This is a genomic window from Enterovibrio sp. QJM3NY_24 (assembly GCF_057786035.1).
Map to the genome: position 1 here is coordinate 784,568 of NZ_CM173519.1, position 15,791 is coordinate 800,358.

Annotated in this window: 13 protein-coding genes; 8 read left to right on the plus strand and 5 right to left on the minus strand. The window is 48.7% G+C overall.

The window, feature by feature from the left end; all coding sequences use genetic code 11:
• The first annotated feature begins 236 nt into the window (after positions 1–236).
• Positions 237–1,796, plus strand: a complete 1,560-nt coding sequence (locus tag AC3CIC_RS03340; RefSeq protein WP_488515356.1) for an AbgT family transporter — start codon at positions 237–239, stop codon at positions 1,794–1,796.
• A 203-nt stretch (positions 1,797–1,999) separates the two neighbouring features.
• Here the strand turns inward: AC3CIC_RS03340 and fghA are convergent, their stop codons facing one another.
• Positions 2,000–2,845 (minus strand): S-formylglutathione hydrolase, encoded by an 846-nt coding sequence (gene fghA, locus AC3CIC_RS03345; RefSeq protein WP_016960910.1) that lies wholly within the window; start codon positions 2,843–2,845, stop codon positions 2,000–2,002.
• A gap of 58 nt (positions 2,846–2,903) precedes the next feature.
• Positions 2,904–4,034: an S-(hydroxymethyl)glutathione dehydrogenase/class III alcohol dehydrogenase gene (locus tag AC3CIC_RS03350; RefSeq protein ID WP_371732954.1), complete on the minus strand. Its 1,131-nt coding sequence runs from the start codon at positions 4,032–4,034 to the stop codon at positions 2,904–2,906.
• Positions 4,035–4,205: 171 nt separating this feature from the next.
• On the opposite strand from AC3CIC_RS03350, the gene AC3CIC_RS03355 reads away from it, so the two are divergent.
• Both AC3CIC_RS03355 and tadA read left to right on the plus strand, forming a co-directional pair.
• Positions 4,206–5,138, plus strand: a complete 933-nt coding sequence (locus AC3CIC_RS03355) for a LysR family transcriptional regulator (protein ID WP_017004670.1) — start codon at positions 4,206–4,208, stop codon at positions 5,136–5,138.
• Positions 5,139–5,142: 4 nt separating this feature from the next.
• Complete coding sequence (tadA, locus tag AC3CIC_RS03360; protein WP_017005861.1) at positions 5,143–5,664, plus strand: tRNA adenosine(34) deaminase TadA; 522 nt, start codon at positions 5,143–5,145, stop codon at positions 5,662–5,664.
• 16 nt (positions 5,665–5,680) lie between these two features.
• On the opposite strand, the gene AC3CIC_RS03365 is transcribed toward tadA, so the two are convergent.
• Together AC3CIC_RS03365 and mltF are read right to left on the minus strand one after the other, a co-directional pair.
• Positions 5,681–5,842: a hypothetical protein gene (locus AC3CIC_RS03365; RefSeq protein WP_016960914.1), complete on the minus strand. Its 162-nt coding sequence runs from the start codon at positions 5,840–5,842 to the stop codon at positions 5,681–5,683.
• 109 nt (positions 5,843–5,951) lie between these two features.
• A complete protein-coding gene (gene mltF, locus AC3CIC_RS03370) occupies positions 5,952–7,433 on the minus strand; it encodes a membrane-bound lytic murein transglycosylase MltF (RefSeq protein ID WP_488515863.1) in 1,482 nt (493 codons plus the stop codon).
• 370 nt (positions 7,434–7,803) lie between these two features.
• Here mltF and purL point away from each other — a divergent pair, with 370 nt between their 5' ends.
• From purL to glnB, 3 genes are all read left to right on the plus strand, one after another.
• The gene (gene purL, locus AC3CIC_RS03375) at positions 7,804–11,712 is read left to right on the plus strand and encodes a phosphoribosylformylglycinamidine synthase (RefSeq protein ID WP_488515357.1); all 3,909 of its coding nucleotides are present in this window, start codon (positions 7,804–7,806) and stop codon (positions 11,710–11,712) included.
• Between the two features lie 132 nt (positions 11,713–11,844).
• Positions 11,845–12,282, plus strand: coding sequence for a GNAT family N-acetyltransferase (locus tag AC3CIC_RS03380; RefSeq protein WP_017004673.1), 438 nt, complete (start codon positions 11,845–11,847; stop codon positions 12,280–12,282).
• Positions 12,283–12,395: 113 nt separating this feature from the next.
• The gene (gene glnB, locus AC3CIC_RS03385) at positions 12,396–12,734 is read left to right on the plus strand and encodes a nitrogen regulatory protein P-II (protein WP_016960918.1); all 339 of its coding nucleotides are present in this window, start codon (positions 12,396–12,398) and stop codon (positions 12,732–12,734) included.
• Between the two features lie 128 nt (positions 12,735–12,862).
• Here glnB and AC3CIC_RS03390 read toward each other — a convergent pair whose 3' ends face one another.
• Positions 12,863–13,432 carry a DUF6198 family protein gene (locus AC3CIC_RS03390; RefSeq protein ID WP_371732997.1) on the minus strand — a complete coding sequence of 190 codons (570 nt, stop codon included), beginning with the start codon at positions 13,430–13,432 and terminating at the stop codon, positions 12,863–12,865.
• A gap of 531 nt (positions 13,433–13,963) precedes the next feature.
• On the opposite strand from AC3CIC_RS03390, the gene glyA reads away from it, so the two are divergent.
• Together glyA and nrdR are read left to right on the plus strand one after the other, a co-directional pair.
• Positions 13,964–15,214 (plus strand): serine hydroxymethyltransferase, encoded by a 1,251-nt coding sequence (glyA, locus tag AC3CIC_RS03395; protein WP_017004674.1) that lies wholly within the window; start codon positions 13,964–13,966, stop codon positions 15,212–15,214.
• Positions 15,215–15,333: 119 nt separating this feature from the next.
• Positions 15,334–15,783, plus strand: coding sequence for a transcriptional regulator NrdR (nrdR, locus tag AC3CIC_RS03400; protein ID WP_016959727.1), 450 nt, complete (start codon positions 15,334–15,336; stop codon positions 15,781–15,783).
• Positions 15,784–15,791: the final 8 nt, after the last annotated feature.

Here is a 15,791-nt window from a genome sequence, read left to right on the forward strand (position 1 = left end):
TGAAGTAACGATTTCTTTGGAATTGTTGCCGCTCAGGATTCACCTTGTATCCATTGTGTTTATTTGTTGTGTGAATATTGAATCAATCTTCTTTTTTTGTGAGTTAAATTGATATTTACCCCTGCCAAAAAAGAATTAAGTATGTATTTTATGCTGCTGAATAATGATGACGTCGTCTGAATCGAAAGATTCAGAATACACGATGCAAACACACACAATTAACCATGGAGCTTTACATGAGTAACCATGCTATGGACAACATTCCAGACGCGCCGATGAGCGCAATGGACAAGTTTCTCAATGGGATTGAGAAAGCAGGGAACAAAATCCCTGATCCAGCATTACTGTTCTTTTACGGGTTATTAATCGTATGGGGTCTGTCTGCCGTTCTTTCTCAGGTTGATTTTGGCCTGATACACCCAATCTCCGGCCAGACTGTAGAAATTAATAACTTGTTGACTGGCACTGCGCTAGCTAACTTCCTCGCTAACATGGTCACCACCTTCACTAGCTTTGCCCCTATGGGTATCGTGCTGGTGGCGATGTTGGGTGTTGGTGTTGCGGATGCTTCAGGTTTTATCACCACCGGCCTGAAGAAAATGCTGAACGTGACACCGAAGAAATTGCTGACGCCAGCATTGATCTTGGTGGCTATCGTTTCGCACACCGCAGCAGATGCGGGCTACGTTCTGGTTATCCCGCTGGGTGGCATCATCTTCCACGCGGCAGGTCGCCATCCTCTTGTGGGTATTGCGGCGGCATTTGCTGGTGTATCAGGCGGTTTCTCTGCGAACTTCATTCCTTCTGGTATCGACCCGCTTCTTGCTGGCTTTACTCAATCAGCGGCGCAAGTACTTGATAAAGATTACTTGGTAAACCCACTGGCAAACATTTACTTCACCGGCTTATCTTCGATTTTGATCGTGGCAATCGGTTGGTATGTGACTGAAAAAATCATCGAGCCGCGTCTAAGCAAATTGCCTATTGATGACGATGCCGAGAAAGCCCCTGATCTGGGTAGCTTCACCGACATTGAAAGCAAGGCGTTCAATCGCGCAAGCTTTGCAATGCTGGCGGGTATTGCGTTGCTAATTTTTGCGCTTATTCCTGAAACATCAGCACTGCGTTCACCAGAAGGCGAGTTAACTGCATTCTCTGCGCCGTTGATGAAGTCAATTGTACCGCTGATCTTTATTCTTTTCGTCATTCCTGGTGTGGTATATGGCCGCGTAGCAGGGACGTTCAAGAAGCAAGGCGATATCATTGTGGCAATGAGCCAGACCATGTCTACCATGGGTAGCTACTTGGTCATGTCATTCTTCTGTGCGCAGTTCCTTGCCGCATTCAGCCAATCAAACATTGGTACATTGTTGGCGTTAGAAGGCGCAGAGCTTCTAAAAGCACTTAACATGCCAGGTCAAATGACAATTATTGGCATGATCTTACTGACGGCGTGTGTGAACTTGTTGATTGGTTCTGCTTCTGCGAAGTGGGCGTTGATTGGTCCAATCCTTGTGCCGATGTTGATGGCATTGGGTATTTCCCCTGAGCTTTCACAAGCAGGTTATCGTGTCGGTGACTCTGTCTCTAACATCATTTCTCCGTTGATGGTCTTCTTCCCATTAGTGGTGGTTTACTGTCAGCGTTACGTGAAGAACACTGGTATTGGTACCTTGGCTTCAATGATGATGCCTTACTCGATTGCTATGTTGATCGGCTGGAGTCTTTTCTTGCTGGCATACTGGGCATTGGGTATTCCATTGGGTATTCAAGCACCGTACACCTATCAGTTGTAGCCGAGTGAGCAATAAGCGACTTCGCTTTTTCTGATTGGTATGACGTTATATGCGGCAGTTTTCGTCAGGGAATAGACCGCAATGTTGATGGTGTTGGTTAACTTCAACATTCCACTGGGCTTCTAATGAATACCGTTAGTTGCCCCGTCAGATAAAAAAACCGGCCTCGGCCGGTTTTTTGTTTTTAAATGCTAGCTAGATATTCAGCCTTTGAGGTGCTGTGCGTGAAAGCGAAGATGATCATCAATGAAACTGGCAATAAAGTAATAGCTGTGGTCATAACCTTCCTGCATGCGAAGCTCTAACGGGTAACCCGCTTCTTCGGCTGCTTGCAGCAGATGACCCGGTTTTAACTGATCATGCAAAAACTGATCGCCATCCCCTTGGTCAACCAACATTGGCACGTGTTTCTCCGCTGTTTTGATCAGAGCGCATGCATCATATTCCAGCCACGTCGACGTATCGTCACCTAAATAATTGGTAAAGGCTTTCTGTCCCCAAGGCACGACTGATGGATTAACGATAGGGCTGAATGCAGATACCGAGCGATAGGCATCACTGTTTTTCAGTGCAATGGTTAGTGCCCCATGTCCGCCCATACTGTGGCCTGAGATAGCTTTCACGTCGCTGACAGGGAAATGGCCTTCAATCACCGCAGGCAGTTCTTTCACCACGTAATCGTACATGTAGTAATAACGATTCCACGGTGCTTCGGTAGCGTTTAAATAAAACCCAGCGCCGACGCCAAAATCATACGCGCCATCGGGATCATCAGGAATATTGTCGCCACGCGGGCTGGTGTCAGCGGTGACAATCGCGATGCCTAATTCTGCCGCCAACTTGTGCGCGCCCGCTTTTTGCATGAAGTTTTCATCTGAGCAGGTTAAGCCTGATAGCCAATAGAGCACTGGCACTTTGTTTGATTCAGAAGCTTGCGGCGGAAGATAGATGGCGAATCGCATGTTGCAGTGCACAGTGCGAGAAGTGTGTGTGTATTGCTTGTGCCAACCGCCAAAGCTGCGATTGCTGCTGGTATTTTCAAGACTCATGTTGGGCTCCAGTGTGGGCGCACCATGAGTGCGCCCACGTTGTTGTCACCGTAAAGGGCTACTTGTCGAAGTGGATGACAGAACGAATACTCTTACCTTCGTGCATCAGGTCAAACGCCTCGTTAACGCCTTCCAAGCCCATGGTATGGGTAATGAAGTCATCAAGCTTGAACTCGCCAGCGAGGTAGCGATCAACAATTTCAGGCAGTTCTGAACGGCCTTTAACGCCACCGAATGCAGAGCCACGCCATACGCGGCCTGTCACCAATTGGAATGGGCGTGTTGAAATTTCTTGGCCTGCGCCTGCCACGCCGATGATCACCGACTCGCCCCAACCTTTGTGACAGCACTCGAGGGCTGAACGCATCACGTTGACGTTACCAATACATTCGAACGAGAAATCGACGCCACCGTCGGTCATTTCCACGATCACATCTTGGATTGGCCGATCGAACTTACTTGGGTTGATGCAATCTGTTGCGCCTAGCTTGGTTGCCAGTTCGAACTTGCTTTCGTTCAAGTCGATACCAATGATGCGGCTAGCGCCCGCCATCGCAGCGCCGATGATGGCAGATAGGCCAATACCACCCAGGCCGAAGATAGCAACGGTATCGCCTTTTTGTACTTTCGCTGTGTTAAGTACCGCGCCCATACCTGTTGTTACGCCACAGCCTAACAAGCAGACTTCTTCGAGAGGGGCGTCTTTGTTCACTTTTGCTAGTGAGATTTCGGGTAACACGGTGTACTCAGAAAACGTTGAACAACCCATATAGTGGTAAATCGGCTGGCCATCTTTGTAAAAACGCGTGGTACCGTCTGGCATTAGTCCTTTGCCCTGGGTTTCGCGAATTTTCTGACACAGGTTGGTTTTACCGGATAGGCAGAATTTACATTCGCCACATTCTGGCGTGTAAAGCGGGATCACATGATCACCAACCTTAACACTGGTTACGCCTTCGCCGATTTGCTCGACGATACCGCCACCTTCATGTCCCAGGATCGCAGGGAAAATACCTTCTGGATCATCGCCTGACAGAGTGAATGCGTCTGTGTGGCATACGCCTGTTGCAACGATACGTACCAATACCTCACCGGCTTTAGGTAGCATGACATCAACTTCTTCTATGCTTAGCGGTTTGCCTGCTTCCCAAGCGACTGCTGCGCGAGATTTAATAAATTGTTCCGCCATTGACTCTGTCCTCTATGCATGTGATCAGTCCTTCTCGACTAACCGTAGGTCAAATTTGAAGGGATCATGTGTCCAAATGTGTGACAACCCCACTTTCATTATCTAGTCTAATTGTTTCGTTGGTATTGATAATCCATAATCCTAGCAATTAACTTTTACTGGTGTGTAACAATGGCGAATTGGCAGGGTGTTTCTGAATTTCTGGCAGTGGTTGAAACAGCAAGTTTTACCAAGGCGGCAAAAAGGCTGGGTATTTCGACGGCACACGTAAGCCGGCAAGTCGCCATGCTGGAAGAAAGGCTAAATACGCGATTGTTCTATCGAACGACTCGCCGAGTGTCGACGACTGAAGAAGGTGATGTCTATTACCAGCACTGTCGTATGGTCGCTGATGCGCTAAAAGAAGCGGAAAGTGCCGTGACACAATTGCAAGAAACCCCTAATGGTCATATTAAACTGACCGCGCCTGTCACTTACGGGGAAAAGGTGGTCATGCCGTTGATCCTCGATTTTATGGACAGGTACCCTGAAATCCATGTTGATATCGACCTGACCAATACGCCGCTTGATTTGATTGACTCTGGCTGTGACTTTGCACTGCGATTGGGGCGACTGACGGATTCCTCCATGGTATGTAAGCGTCTCGCAACCCGAAAATTAATTGTCTGTGGTGCGCCAGAATTTCTCTCTAAATTTGGCACACCTCATACCTTGTCGGAACTACCGCATTTTAATTGCCTACGTGGACAGCATGATTACTGGCGTTTTCGTGAGAGTGGCAAAGAGTGCACGGTGCGCGTCAAGGGCAGCCTGCGTTGCAACAGTGGTGTGGGCTTGGTTGATGCCGCCAAGCGCGGGATGGGACTGGTTCAATTGCCTGATTATTACATTGATGAAGCGTTGGCATCGGGCGAGTTGGTTCGCGTGCTGAATGCGTATCAAGATATGGAAGAGGGGATATGGGCGTTGTTTCCTCATCGTCGCTTGCAATCATTACGGGTGAAATTGCTGGTGGATTTTTTGGCTGACGGTTTAGCAAACGGAGCGAGATCAACCGCTACACAGAATGATATACTGCGCGCTGCAACATCCTCAGGCAGATAGCACAGTGACTCAAAACGAATTAGATCAGCAATTTATGCAGCATGCGATGACATTAGCTGCCAAAGCGGAAGCCGAAGGTGAGGTGCCAGTTGGTGCACTCGTGGTACTTAACGGCGAAGTGATTGGTGAGGGGTGGAACCGTCTTATCGGTCAACATGATGCCACGGCGCATGCTGAAATGATGGCTCTTCGTCAAGCGGGTAAGGTGCTACAAAACTACAGACTGCTAGACGCTGTGTTGTATGTGACCTTAGAACCGTGCCCAATGTGTGCGAGTGCGATGGTGCATAGTCGCGTTGGAAGGGTCGTGTATGGTGCGCCGGATTACAAAACAGGCGCGGCGGGAAGTGTGATGAACTTACTGAGCTACGACGGTGTTAACCACCATGTTGCTTATCAAGGTGGGGTGATGGAAGAGGAGTGTCGGGCGCAGTTACAAGCCTTTTTCCGTCGTCGTCGCGCGGAGAAAAAAGCCGACAGAGATGCACGTAAGCGCATTAACGACTCAGCGCAAGACCCAGAGTAAGCGACACTTTGCCGAATTAGAAACTCTCGTCCATCATGGCAAATTCTCGAATGGCAAAGGTGCGTTGACGCCACAATACTTTTTTCAGGTTAACGTTGCGCATGCGCTTACGTCGGTTTGATGCTGAGCTTGAGTTACGTGCAAAAGTGGACTGCGTTTTTCGTTTGTTAGCAAACATAGTTTCAGTTCCTATTTAGACAAAAACGCAGCCAGTGCTGCGTTTTTGTTGTCTCTGACACCTAGGTTATAACCTGCCATTGTGAACACACTATGACAAGAGGGAGCCCCTATTTGTCATTGGCTTCTTTTGCTGGGCTCTCTTCTGAGACAGGCTCAATCACATCGGTTTGTGTTAATGCTTCCACCTCATCGGGCGAAGTCTCAATATTGATCGTCTGCAATCCATCAAGATTATCCGTAAGATCTGCACCAATTGCCTGCGCTTTATCCTGCTCATAGCCAACAATACTTTGATAATAACGGCGAATGTTTTCAACGTAACTCAAGGCTTCATAACCTCGGGCGTAACCATAACGCGTTTGTTTGTGGTACTGGCGTTTAGCAAGCAATGGTAAGCGCTGTTTCACATCAGCCCATGAATCAGGGTTGCCGCCTTGTGCTTTTGTCAATCGACGCGCATCCATCATGTGGCCAAATCCGATGTTATAGGATGCCAGTGCATACCAGATTTTTTCATTTTCGTTGACGCTGTCAGGTACTCGTTGCAGCATTTTATAGAGATATTCAGCGCCGCCACGAATGCTTTGCTCCGGATCAAGACGGTTTTTCACACCGACTGATTTTGCCGTGGGTAACGTCAGCATCATCATGCCGCGAACACCGGTGGGTGAAACAGCGCGTGGATTCCAGTGTGATTCTTGATAGGACAGTGCAGCCAGCATTCGCCAATCAAACTGATCCGCGTATTTTTTAAATAGCGGCTCCCACTTCGGCAGTTTACTGTCAATAGCGCGCAAAAAGGCGCGAGTATCGACGTAATCAAAACTGTCGACATGGCCAAAGTACTTTTCTTCGAGCGCTGCTAATTCACCGCTTTGTGTTTTTTTGCCGAAGAACTCAATCATCAAAGCGTAAACGCTGTCATCTTGTGATTTCTTCATGAACCAAGCGACGGGTTCGTCTTCTGTCAGCTCCAATGCAACAGTAATAGCGGGGTGAATGCGCTGAATTAACGCAATGTCGACGGAATCAGCAATGGTGAAGTCCAATTGGCCATCAGCCACTTGTTTCAGCAATTCGTCGTCATCGGTGTCTTTAACACTTTCCCAGATCATTTCTGGAAATTCACGTTGTATGGCTTGCAGTGTCAAGGCATGACTGGAATCTTCAACCACGGCAATGCGTGCACCATCTTTGTTCAACTCTGACAGGTTTCGCGGACGCCAGTGACCTTTTTTGTAGACCAATTGCTGGCTGACATAATAGTAAGCAGGACCTGGGCGAAAATGGTCAAGGCGATCTTTGGTAATCGTTAGTCCAGCAGCAATGATATCGACGTCGCCACGCTCTAACGCTGGAAAGAGACCTGAAAGGGTGTAAGCAGGCTGCATTTCCAGTTTCACACCAAGACTTTGTGCGAATTGCGAGGCAAGTTCTAAGTCGAGCCCTGTTGGGCCGTCTGGGCCAATGTAATAGGAAAGTTGGTTGTTCAGTGTCCCTACGCGAAGTACGCCACTGTCACGAATTTTTTCTAGTTCAGTTCTGTCATCGTATTTCCATTCACAACCGGAAAGAAACAGCACTAACATTGTGCCAACAAGCAGTTGATAGATTCGTTTTATAGCATTCGCGTTCAAAAAGTTATGCTCACTCTTTATTGATTACCGACTGTTATATCAAAGGTGGCATCCCGCATAAAGTGAAGCTGGATGGGTACCTTAGTTTAGACGCAGAATAATGACAGTCATCGTCGAGGAAAAAAAGTTGCGCAAACGGTTGCGTCAAGTGTTACGTCGCCCACATTTTTACCCTATAATAGCGCCCCGAACACTAGGAGATACCCTAGCAGCAAGAACAGAAGTGATATCGACGTAGCTTTCCCATTTATGTTACGACATAAAACTCATGGGGTTAGGCCAATATCACTTTAATTCACCGCTAACCGAGAGACGTACGCACATGGAAATTTTGCGTGGTTCCCCCGCTCTGTCCGAATTCCGAGTCAATAAACTGATAGAAAGCTGTCAGGCGAATGACTTGCCTGTGACTGGCCTCTATGCCGAGTATATCCACTTTGCTGATATCAGTACTCCCTTGAGTGCCGATGAGAAGCAAAAGCTGAATCGTCTGCTCACTTATGGGCCAACGATTGCTGAGCACGCGCCTACGGGCACCCTTATTCTTGTAACCCCTCGTCCTGGCACGATTTCTCCTTGGTCTTCAAAAGCGACTGACATCGCGCACAACTGCGGTCTAAATGCGATTAAACGCCTTGAGCGTGGCACGGCCTATTATGTTGAATTGGCATCTGAATTGTCTGTTGACCAACATAAAGTGTTGGCCTGTTTGCTCCATGACCGAATGATGGAAGTGGTATTTGCTGATATGGATGCGGCGTCAGCACTCTTTGCAGCAGCAACGCCAGCACCGATGAAAGCGGTAGATATCCTTTCTGCGGGTCGTGAAGCCTTGGAAGTGGCCAACGTGGAGTTGGGTCTTGCTTTGGCTGACGATGAAATCGATTATTTGGTGGAAAGCTTTACCAAGCTGGGTCGCAACCCTAACGATATCGAACTGATGATGTTTGCTCAGGCAAACTCAGAGCATTGTCGCCATAAAATATTCAATGCTGATTGGACTATTGACGGTGTGGATCAGGACAAGAGCCTGTTCAAGATGATCAAGAACACCTACGAGCATAACAACGACTATGTGTTATCTGCGTACAAAGATAACGCTGCTGTTATGGAAGGCTCAAGCGTAGGACGTTTTTTCCCGAACCCTGAATCACGTCAGTATGATTACCATCAGGAAGCGACACATATTCTGATGAAGGTGGAAACACATAACCACCCAACCGCTATTTCACCTTGGCCTGGCGCAGCGACGGGGTCAGGTGGTGAAATTCGCGATGAAGGCGCTACTGGTATCGGTGGTAAGCCAAAAGCAGGCTTGGTCGGTTTCTCCGTGTCCAACTTGCGTATCCCAGGTTTTGAACAACCTTGGGAAACAGATTTCGGCAAGCCTAGCCGTATCGTGAATGCGTTGGACATTATGCTAGAAGGCCCATTAGGTGGCGCGGCATTTAACAACGAATTTGGTCGTCCTAACCTATTGGGCTATTTCCGCACCTACGAAGAAAAAGTCACCTCGCACAACGGTGAAGAAGTCCGTGGTTACCACAAGCCGATCATGATTGCCGGTGGTATGGGTAACATTCGCGATGGGCATGTTCAGAAAAAAGAAATTCCAGTCGGCGCCAAGCTTATTGTACTTGGTGGCCCCGCCATGAACATTGGTTTGGGTGGTGGTGCAGCGTCTTCAATGGCCTCTGGCCAGTCAGCGGAAGATCTGGATTTTGCTTCTGTGCAGCGTGAAAACCCAGAAATGGAACGTCGTTGTCAGGAAGTGATTGACCGTTGTTGGCAGTTGGGTGACGACAACCCAATTGCGTTTATCCATGATGTGGGTGCGGGCGGTATTTCTAATGCCTTGCCTGAGCTTGTGGATGATGGCGAGCGTGGTGGTAAATTCCAATTGCGTAACGTGCCAAACGACGAGCCGGGCATGAGCCCGTTAGAAATTTGGTGTAACGAATCACAAGAACGTTATGTGATGGCGATAGCGCCAGAAAACATGGGCGTATTTGATGCGATTTGTCAGCGTGAACGTGCGCCATATGCGGTTGTCGGTGAAGCCACCGAAGCGCGTCATCTTGAGCTGGAAGACAGCCATTTCGATAATACGCCAATTGATATGCCGTTGGATGTGTTGCTGGGCAAACCCCCTAAAATGCACCGTGACGTGCAAACACAAAAAGTGGAAGGCAAAGCGATTGAACGTGCAGGCATCTCTGTCGAAGAAGCGTCACAGCGCGTACTGCGCTTGCCTTCGGTTGCAGAGAAAACCTTCCTGATCACCATTGGTGATCGCACGGTCACAGGTTTGGTTGCACGTGACCAGATGGTTGGCCCATGGCAGGTACCTGTGGCGAACTGTGCTGTCACGGCAGCAAGTTACGACACCTACCATGGTGAAGCCATGTCGATGGGTGAGCGTACGCCAGTGGCCTTGCTTGATTTCGCCGCTTCTGCACGCTTGGCGGTCGCGGAAGCGCTGACCAATATCGCGTGTGCGGATATTGGCGATTTGAAACGCATTAATCTGTCTGCAAACTGGATGGCTGCAGCAGGTCACCCGGGCGAAGACGCGGGTCTTTATGAAGCCGTGAAAGCGATTGGTGAAGAGCTGTGTCCCGCGCTTGATTTGACGATTCCAGTCGGTAAAGACTCCATGTCGATGAAGACCCGTTGGGAACAAGATGGTGAGCAGAAAGAAAATACCTCTCCATTGTCACTGGTGATCACAGCCTTTGGCCGTGTGAACGATGTGCGTAAAACGGTGACGCCACAGCTCCGCACAGATAAAGGTGACAGTGCACTGGTGCTGGTTGATCTTGGTCAGGGTCAAAACCGCCTTGGTGCTACGGCACTGGCGCAAGTTTACAAACAACTGGGTGACAAGCCTGCTGACGTTGATAGCCCGGAGCTGCTAAAAGGCTTCTTCCTTGCCATGCAATCTTTGGTGCGTGACGAGAAGCTGTTGGCTTACCATGATCGCGGTGATGGTGGCTTGTATGTCACCTTGACGGAGATGGCGTTTGCGGGCCACACCGGCGTGGAAGTAGACATCAATACCTTGTCTGCCAATGAAGAGTGTGATGACGAACTGGCTGCATTGTTCAACGAAGAGTTGGGCGCAGTCGTTCAAGTCCGCACGGATGAATTAGATTCCGTGCTTTCAACGCTGTCTGCGCATGGTTTGGAAAATTGCACTCACGTTATTGGTACGGTTATCGAAGACGATACGGTGCGTATTTGGAACGGTGATGCACTGTTGCTAGAACAAAATCGTACGGAACTTCGCGCTGTATGGGCGGAAACTACGTACCAGATGCAAGCAATGCGTGACAACCCAACGTGCGCACAACAAGAATTTGATGCCAAGAAAGACGTGACCGACCCAGGTTTGTCTGCGGCACTGACGTTTGATGTGAAAGAAGACATTGCCGCGCCGTTTATTGCGACAGGCGCACGTCCTCAAATGGCGATTTTACGTGAGCAAGGCGTTAACTCTCATGTCGAAATGGCCGCCGCGTTTGACCGTGCAGGTTTTGATGCCAAAGACGTTCACATGAGCGATATTCTTGGCGGCAAGGTGTCATTGGACGGCTTTAACGGACTGGTTGCCTGTGGCGGTTTCTCGTACGGTGACGTGCTGGGCGCGGGTGAAGGTTGGGCGAAGTCGATTTTGTTCAACGATGATGCACGCGACCAATTCGCGCGCTTCTTCCAACGCGGTGATTCTTTCTCGCTGGGCGTATGTAATGGTTGTCAGATGCTGTCTAACTTGCATGAGCTGATCCCAGGTGCGGATTTGTGGCCACGTTTTGTTCGCAACGAATCTGAGCGCTTTGAAGCGCGATTCAGTCTGGTAGAAGTGCAGGAAAACCCATCTTTGTTCCTTGGTGGCATGGCCGGTTCTCGTATGCCGATTGCCGTTTCTCACGGTGAAGGTCGTGTGGAAGTGCGTGATGCCCAGCATCTTGCTGCTATTGAGCAATCAGGCACCATTGCACTGCGTTATTTGGATAACTTCGGTAAAGTGACGGAAAGCTACCCATCAAACCCGAATGGTTCGCCAAACGGTATCACAGGGTTAACCACCACTGACGGTCGTGTAACGATCATGATGCCTCACCCAGAGCGAGTGTTCCGTACCGTCGCTAACTCTTGGCACCCAGACAACTGGGGTGAAGACAGTGCATGGATGCGTATGTTCCGCAACGCACGTGTGACTTTGGGTTAGCAGTATCCAACGAGCAAAATATGCAAAACTTGTGACACAAGCCGCTACCTTCGGGTGGCGGCTTTTTTATCTGATTGCGTCCAGTATTGGCGAGAGGGTAAAGTGTTTCGGCAAAACATGGAGAGAAGAGCAATGGATAGTGCAATCAACTTAACGCTAATTCCGACAGGGCAAGCCCCTGACACCCTTCAAGCCCGTTTTCCTTCTTTGTTGTCATTGGTGGTTCCGTCAAACGACTTGGAGTTACCCATGCTGGTGGCAGAGAAAGACGGTGTGCCTGTTGCTGTGGCCGTGTTACAGCATGAAAAGCGCCACAACGGCATCATGGTAAGTGATGCGACTATTACGCTTCTTGAAGTGGACGAGGCTTCTCGCCTTCAGGGTATTGGTAAGGCGCTGTTGAATGCATTAGAAGCGTACGCCGCGACCGTGACTCATGAATTAAAAGTGGACTGTGGCGCTGTGATTGGTCGTAAGCCAATGCAGGCATTGTTAGCCCATTCTGGTTATCAACCGCCATTTGCTTGTGAAGAAGCCAAAACCACACAATGGAAGAAATCACTGGTTTAACCCACTCATTTTTTTGTGAAAGCTGCGCGAAGCCTTCGCAGTGGGGTTACAATTAATACATTGGCGCTAACGCTTGGCTAACGCTTAAAGCGGGTATTTAAAGGGAATGCGAAATGAAAAAAATTGAAGCGATTATTAAACCGTTCAAACTGGACGATGTACGTGAAGCATTGGCGGAAGTCGGCATCACGGGTATGACCGTCTCGGAAGTAAAAGGTTTTGGTCGTCAAAAAGGCCACACTGAGCTGTATCGTGGTGCTGAATACATGGTGGATTTTCTGCCAAAAGTGAAATTAGAAATCGTTGTATCGGATGATGCAGCAGATCGGTGCGTCGACACCATTGTTGAAACCGCACAAACGGGCAAGATTGGCGACGGTAAAATCTTTGTCACTGAAGTGGAGCGCGTGGTGCGTATCCGTACCGGTGAAGAAGACGAAGAAGCGATTTAATCTACTTCTGTACTTCTGTACTTCTGTACTTCTGTACCTTTGCGCGTTAGCGCAATGCTCGCGAGACAAACAAAAAGACCGCCAGCTTGGCGGTCTTTTCTATTCTAGGCCTATTTGAGGCCGTTCAGTCAATAGCACACGACGTAGCGATCAGGCCTGTGGTTCATGGTGAGCACAAGGTTCAGCACAACCGCGCCCAGCACCGAACAGGCCAGCAGCCACGGCGAAACAAAGAAGAATGATGCTAATAGAATGCCGAGATCAATGGCCATTTGTACATTACCGGCACGAATGCCGAATTTATCCTGACAAATAAGCGCCAGAACATTGAACCCGCCCAAGCTCGCATTGTGACGAAAGATCATCAGCATGCCGACACCCATCAATAGCCCACCAATCAAGCCGCAATAGAGCGGTGACAGCCAGCCGATGGTAAATACATGAGAGATATGATCAACAATCAGCGAGACCATACCGCCCGCGAACACACTGCGTAAGGCGAATTGAGTGCCAAATCGTCGCCAGCCCATGATGTAAAAAGGGATGTTGAATAAAAAGTACAGCGTACCAAAAGACAGATCGACGAATTGCGTAACAAGCAGGGCAAGACCTGTTGTTCCACCTGTGAGTAGCCCTGCTTGCTGAAGAAAGTACACACCTTGGGCGACAAGAAAAGTGCCAGACAAAATGGCGATCATATCTTCAATGGTGGTATGTTTGGGCTGTGGGATCAACGTTTCAACTCCTTAGAAAACGGCTAATTCACGTGTCGTGAATGAATGCGAAAATGACGCAACGACATGCAAAATAAATCAAAAAGCAGGGCATCTTAAAGACTATGCAATACGTAGAAAAGAGGGCGGGCAAATTTGGCGCTTCACAAGTGTCAGCGCCTTGTTACGCAGTGTAAAGATCAAAGGTTTACACACGGTTGTTTTGGTCAAAATGAATTCAATTCATGACTAGAATGAAAAATGACCATGTTTGTTGATACAAAAAAAATGTGATTGCTACTACCTGTTGCGCAACAAATTTTGTAGAATCGCAGCGATAGGATGGTCATGACGAAAACGTTTGCGTCTACGCGGATACTGACGTTGTTGAATTGACAGTCATCTATCCATTGTGAGGTATTAACCAGGTTGACCTGATGCTTTGTTTCAACGAGTCATTCGGTCAGCTTGGTTACATTCGTTAGCCTAGGGAACAATCTGAGTCAGGAGATACAGATGCTAAAGCGTGACATGAATATTGCTGATTACGATCCGGAACTATTTACCGCGATCCAAGAAGAGACAGCACGTCAGGAAGAGCACATTGAGCTCATCGCGTCAGAAAACTACACCAGTCCTCGTGTTATGGAAGCGCAGGGTTCCCAGCTAACCAACAAGTACGCAGAAGGCTACCCAGGCAAGCGTTACTACGGCGGTTGTGAATATGTAGACAAAGCAGAAGCATTGGCGATTGATCGTGCTTGTGAGTTGTTTGGCGCAGAATACGCAAACGTACAGCCACACTCGGGTTCTCAAGCAAACAGCGCTGTGTACATGGCTCTGCTGAACCCAGGCGATACGGTTCTGGGCATGAGCTTGGCACACGGCGGTCACTTGACTCACGGTTCACCAGTAAACTTCTCTGGTAAGCACTACAATGTGATCCCTTACGGTATCGACGAAGCGGGTCAAATCAACTACGACGAAATGGAAGCGCTGGCGCTTGAGCACAAACCTAAGATGATCATCGGTGGTTTTTCTGCTTACTCACAAATCGTAGATTGGGCGCGTATGCGTGAAATCGCGGACAAGGCGGGTGCTTACCTGTTTGTTGATATGGCACACGTTGCAGGTTTGATCGCAGCTGACGCCTACCCAACACCCATCCCACACGCACATGTTGTGACCACCACCACGCACAAAACGTTGGCCGGTCCTCGCGGCGGTCTTATCCTGTCTAACGCAGGCGAAGACATGTACAAGAAGCTGAACTCAGCAGTATTCCCTGGTGGTCAGGGTGGCCCATTGATGCATGTTATCGCAGCAAAAGCGGTCGCATTCAAAGAAGCGATGGAGCCTGAGTTCAAAGCGTATCAACATCGTGTTGTTGCTAATGCAAAAGCCATGGTTGGTCAGTTCCAAGAGCGCGGTTATAAAATCGTCTCTAACAGCACTGAAAACCACCTGCTATTGGTTGACCTCATTGACAAAGACATCACCGGTAAAGAAGCCGACGCTGCTTTGGGTGCTGCGAACATTACTGTGAACAAAAACAGTGTGCCTAACGACCCACGTAGCCCGTTTGTGACTTCTGGTATCCGTGTTGGTACGCCTGCGATCACGCGTCGTGGCTTTACAGAAAGTGATGCTAAAGAATTGGCAAACTGGATGTGTGATGTGTTGGATAACATCAACGATCAGCAAGTGATTGAAGCGACAAAAGCGAAAGTGTTGGAAATCTGCAAACGCCTTCCTGTTTACGCGTAAGTTATGACTGATTGAAAAAGCACCTTCGGGTGCTTTTTTTGTGCCCGAAATTCCTTTAACACCGCTTACCCTTGCGATTAAATCGGGTACACTGTTGGTTAATTGTTTGAGGAGGCGAGATGCACTGTCCATTTTGTGGTGCGAATGACACCAAAGTCATTGATTCACGATTGGTCGCAGACGGCCATCAGGTGCGTCGCCGTCGTCAGTGTTTGGCGTGTAGCGAACGTTATACGACGTTTGAAACAGCAGAACTGGTGATGCCGCGTATCATCAAAACCAATGGCAATAGAGAACCTTTTGACGAAGATAAGCTGCGCGGTGGTATTCAGCGAGCACTTGAAAAACGTCCTGTCAGCACGGACGATATCGAAAAGGCCATCAACACCATAAAATCCACGATTCGAGCCACCGGTGAACGCGAAGTGTCGTCAACCATGGTAGGAAATTTGGTTATGGAGGCGCTGAAAGAGCTCGATAAAGTGGCTTATATCCGTTTTGCGTCTGTGTACCATAGCTTTGAAGACATCAGAGACTTCGGCGAAGAAATTGCTCGTCTGGAAAAGTAAGCGATCAC

Excerpts from the sequence above, each read along its gene's own strand:
- AC3CIC_RS03340 (WP_488515356.1), top strand. The coding sequence starts at position 237 with ATGAGTAACCATGCTATGGACAACATTCCAGACGCGCCGATGAGCGCA.
- fghA (WP_016960910.1), bottom strand. The coding sequence starts at position 2,845 with ATGAGTCTTGAAAATACCAGCAGCAATCGCAGCTTTGGCGGTTGGCAC.
- AC3CIC_RS03350 (WP_371732954.1), bottom strand. The coding sequence starts at position 4,034 with ATGGCGGAACAATTTATTAAATCTCGCGCAGCAGTCGCTTGGGAAGCA.
- AC3CIC_RS03355 (WP_017004670.1), top strand. The coding sequence starts at position 4,206 with ATGGCGAATTGGCAGGGTGTTTCTGAATTTCTGGCAGTGGTTGAAACA.
- AC3CIC_RS03365 (WP_016960914.1), bottom strand. The coding sequence starts at position 5,842 with ATGTTTGCTAACAAACGAAAAACGCAGTCCACTTTTGCACGTAACTCA.
- mltF (WP_488515863.1), bottom strand. The coding sequence starts at position 7,433 with ATGTTAGTGCTGTTTCTTTCCGGTTGTGAATGGAAATACGATGACAGA.
- purL (WP_488515357.1), top strand. The coding sequence starts at position 7,804 with ATGGAAATTTTGCGTGGTTCCCCCGCTCTGTCCGAATTCCGAGTCAAT.
- AC3CIC_RS03380 (WP_017004673.1), top strand. The coding sequence starts at position 11,845 with ATGGATAGTGCAATCAACTTAACGCTAATTCCGACAGGGCAAGCCCCT.
- glnB (WP_016960918.1), top strand. The coding sequence starts at position 12,396 with ATGAAAAAAATTGAAGCGATTATTAAACCGTTCAAACTGGACGATGTA.
- AC3CIC_RS03390 (WP_371732997.1), bottom strand. The coding sequence starts at position 13,432 with ATGATCGCCATTTTGTCTGGCACTTTTCTTGTCGCCCAAGGTGTGTAC.
- glyA (WP_017004674.1), top strand. The coding sequence starts at position 13,964 with ATGCTAAAGCGTGACATGAATATTGCTGATTACGATCCGGAACTATTT.
- nrdR (WP_016959727.1), top strand. The coding sequence starts at position 15,334 with ATGCACTGTCCATTTTGTGGTGCGAATGACACCAAAGTCATTGATTCA.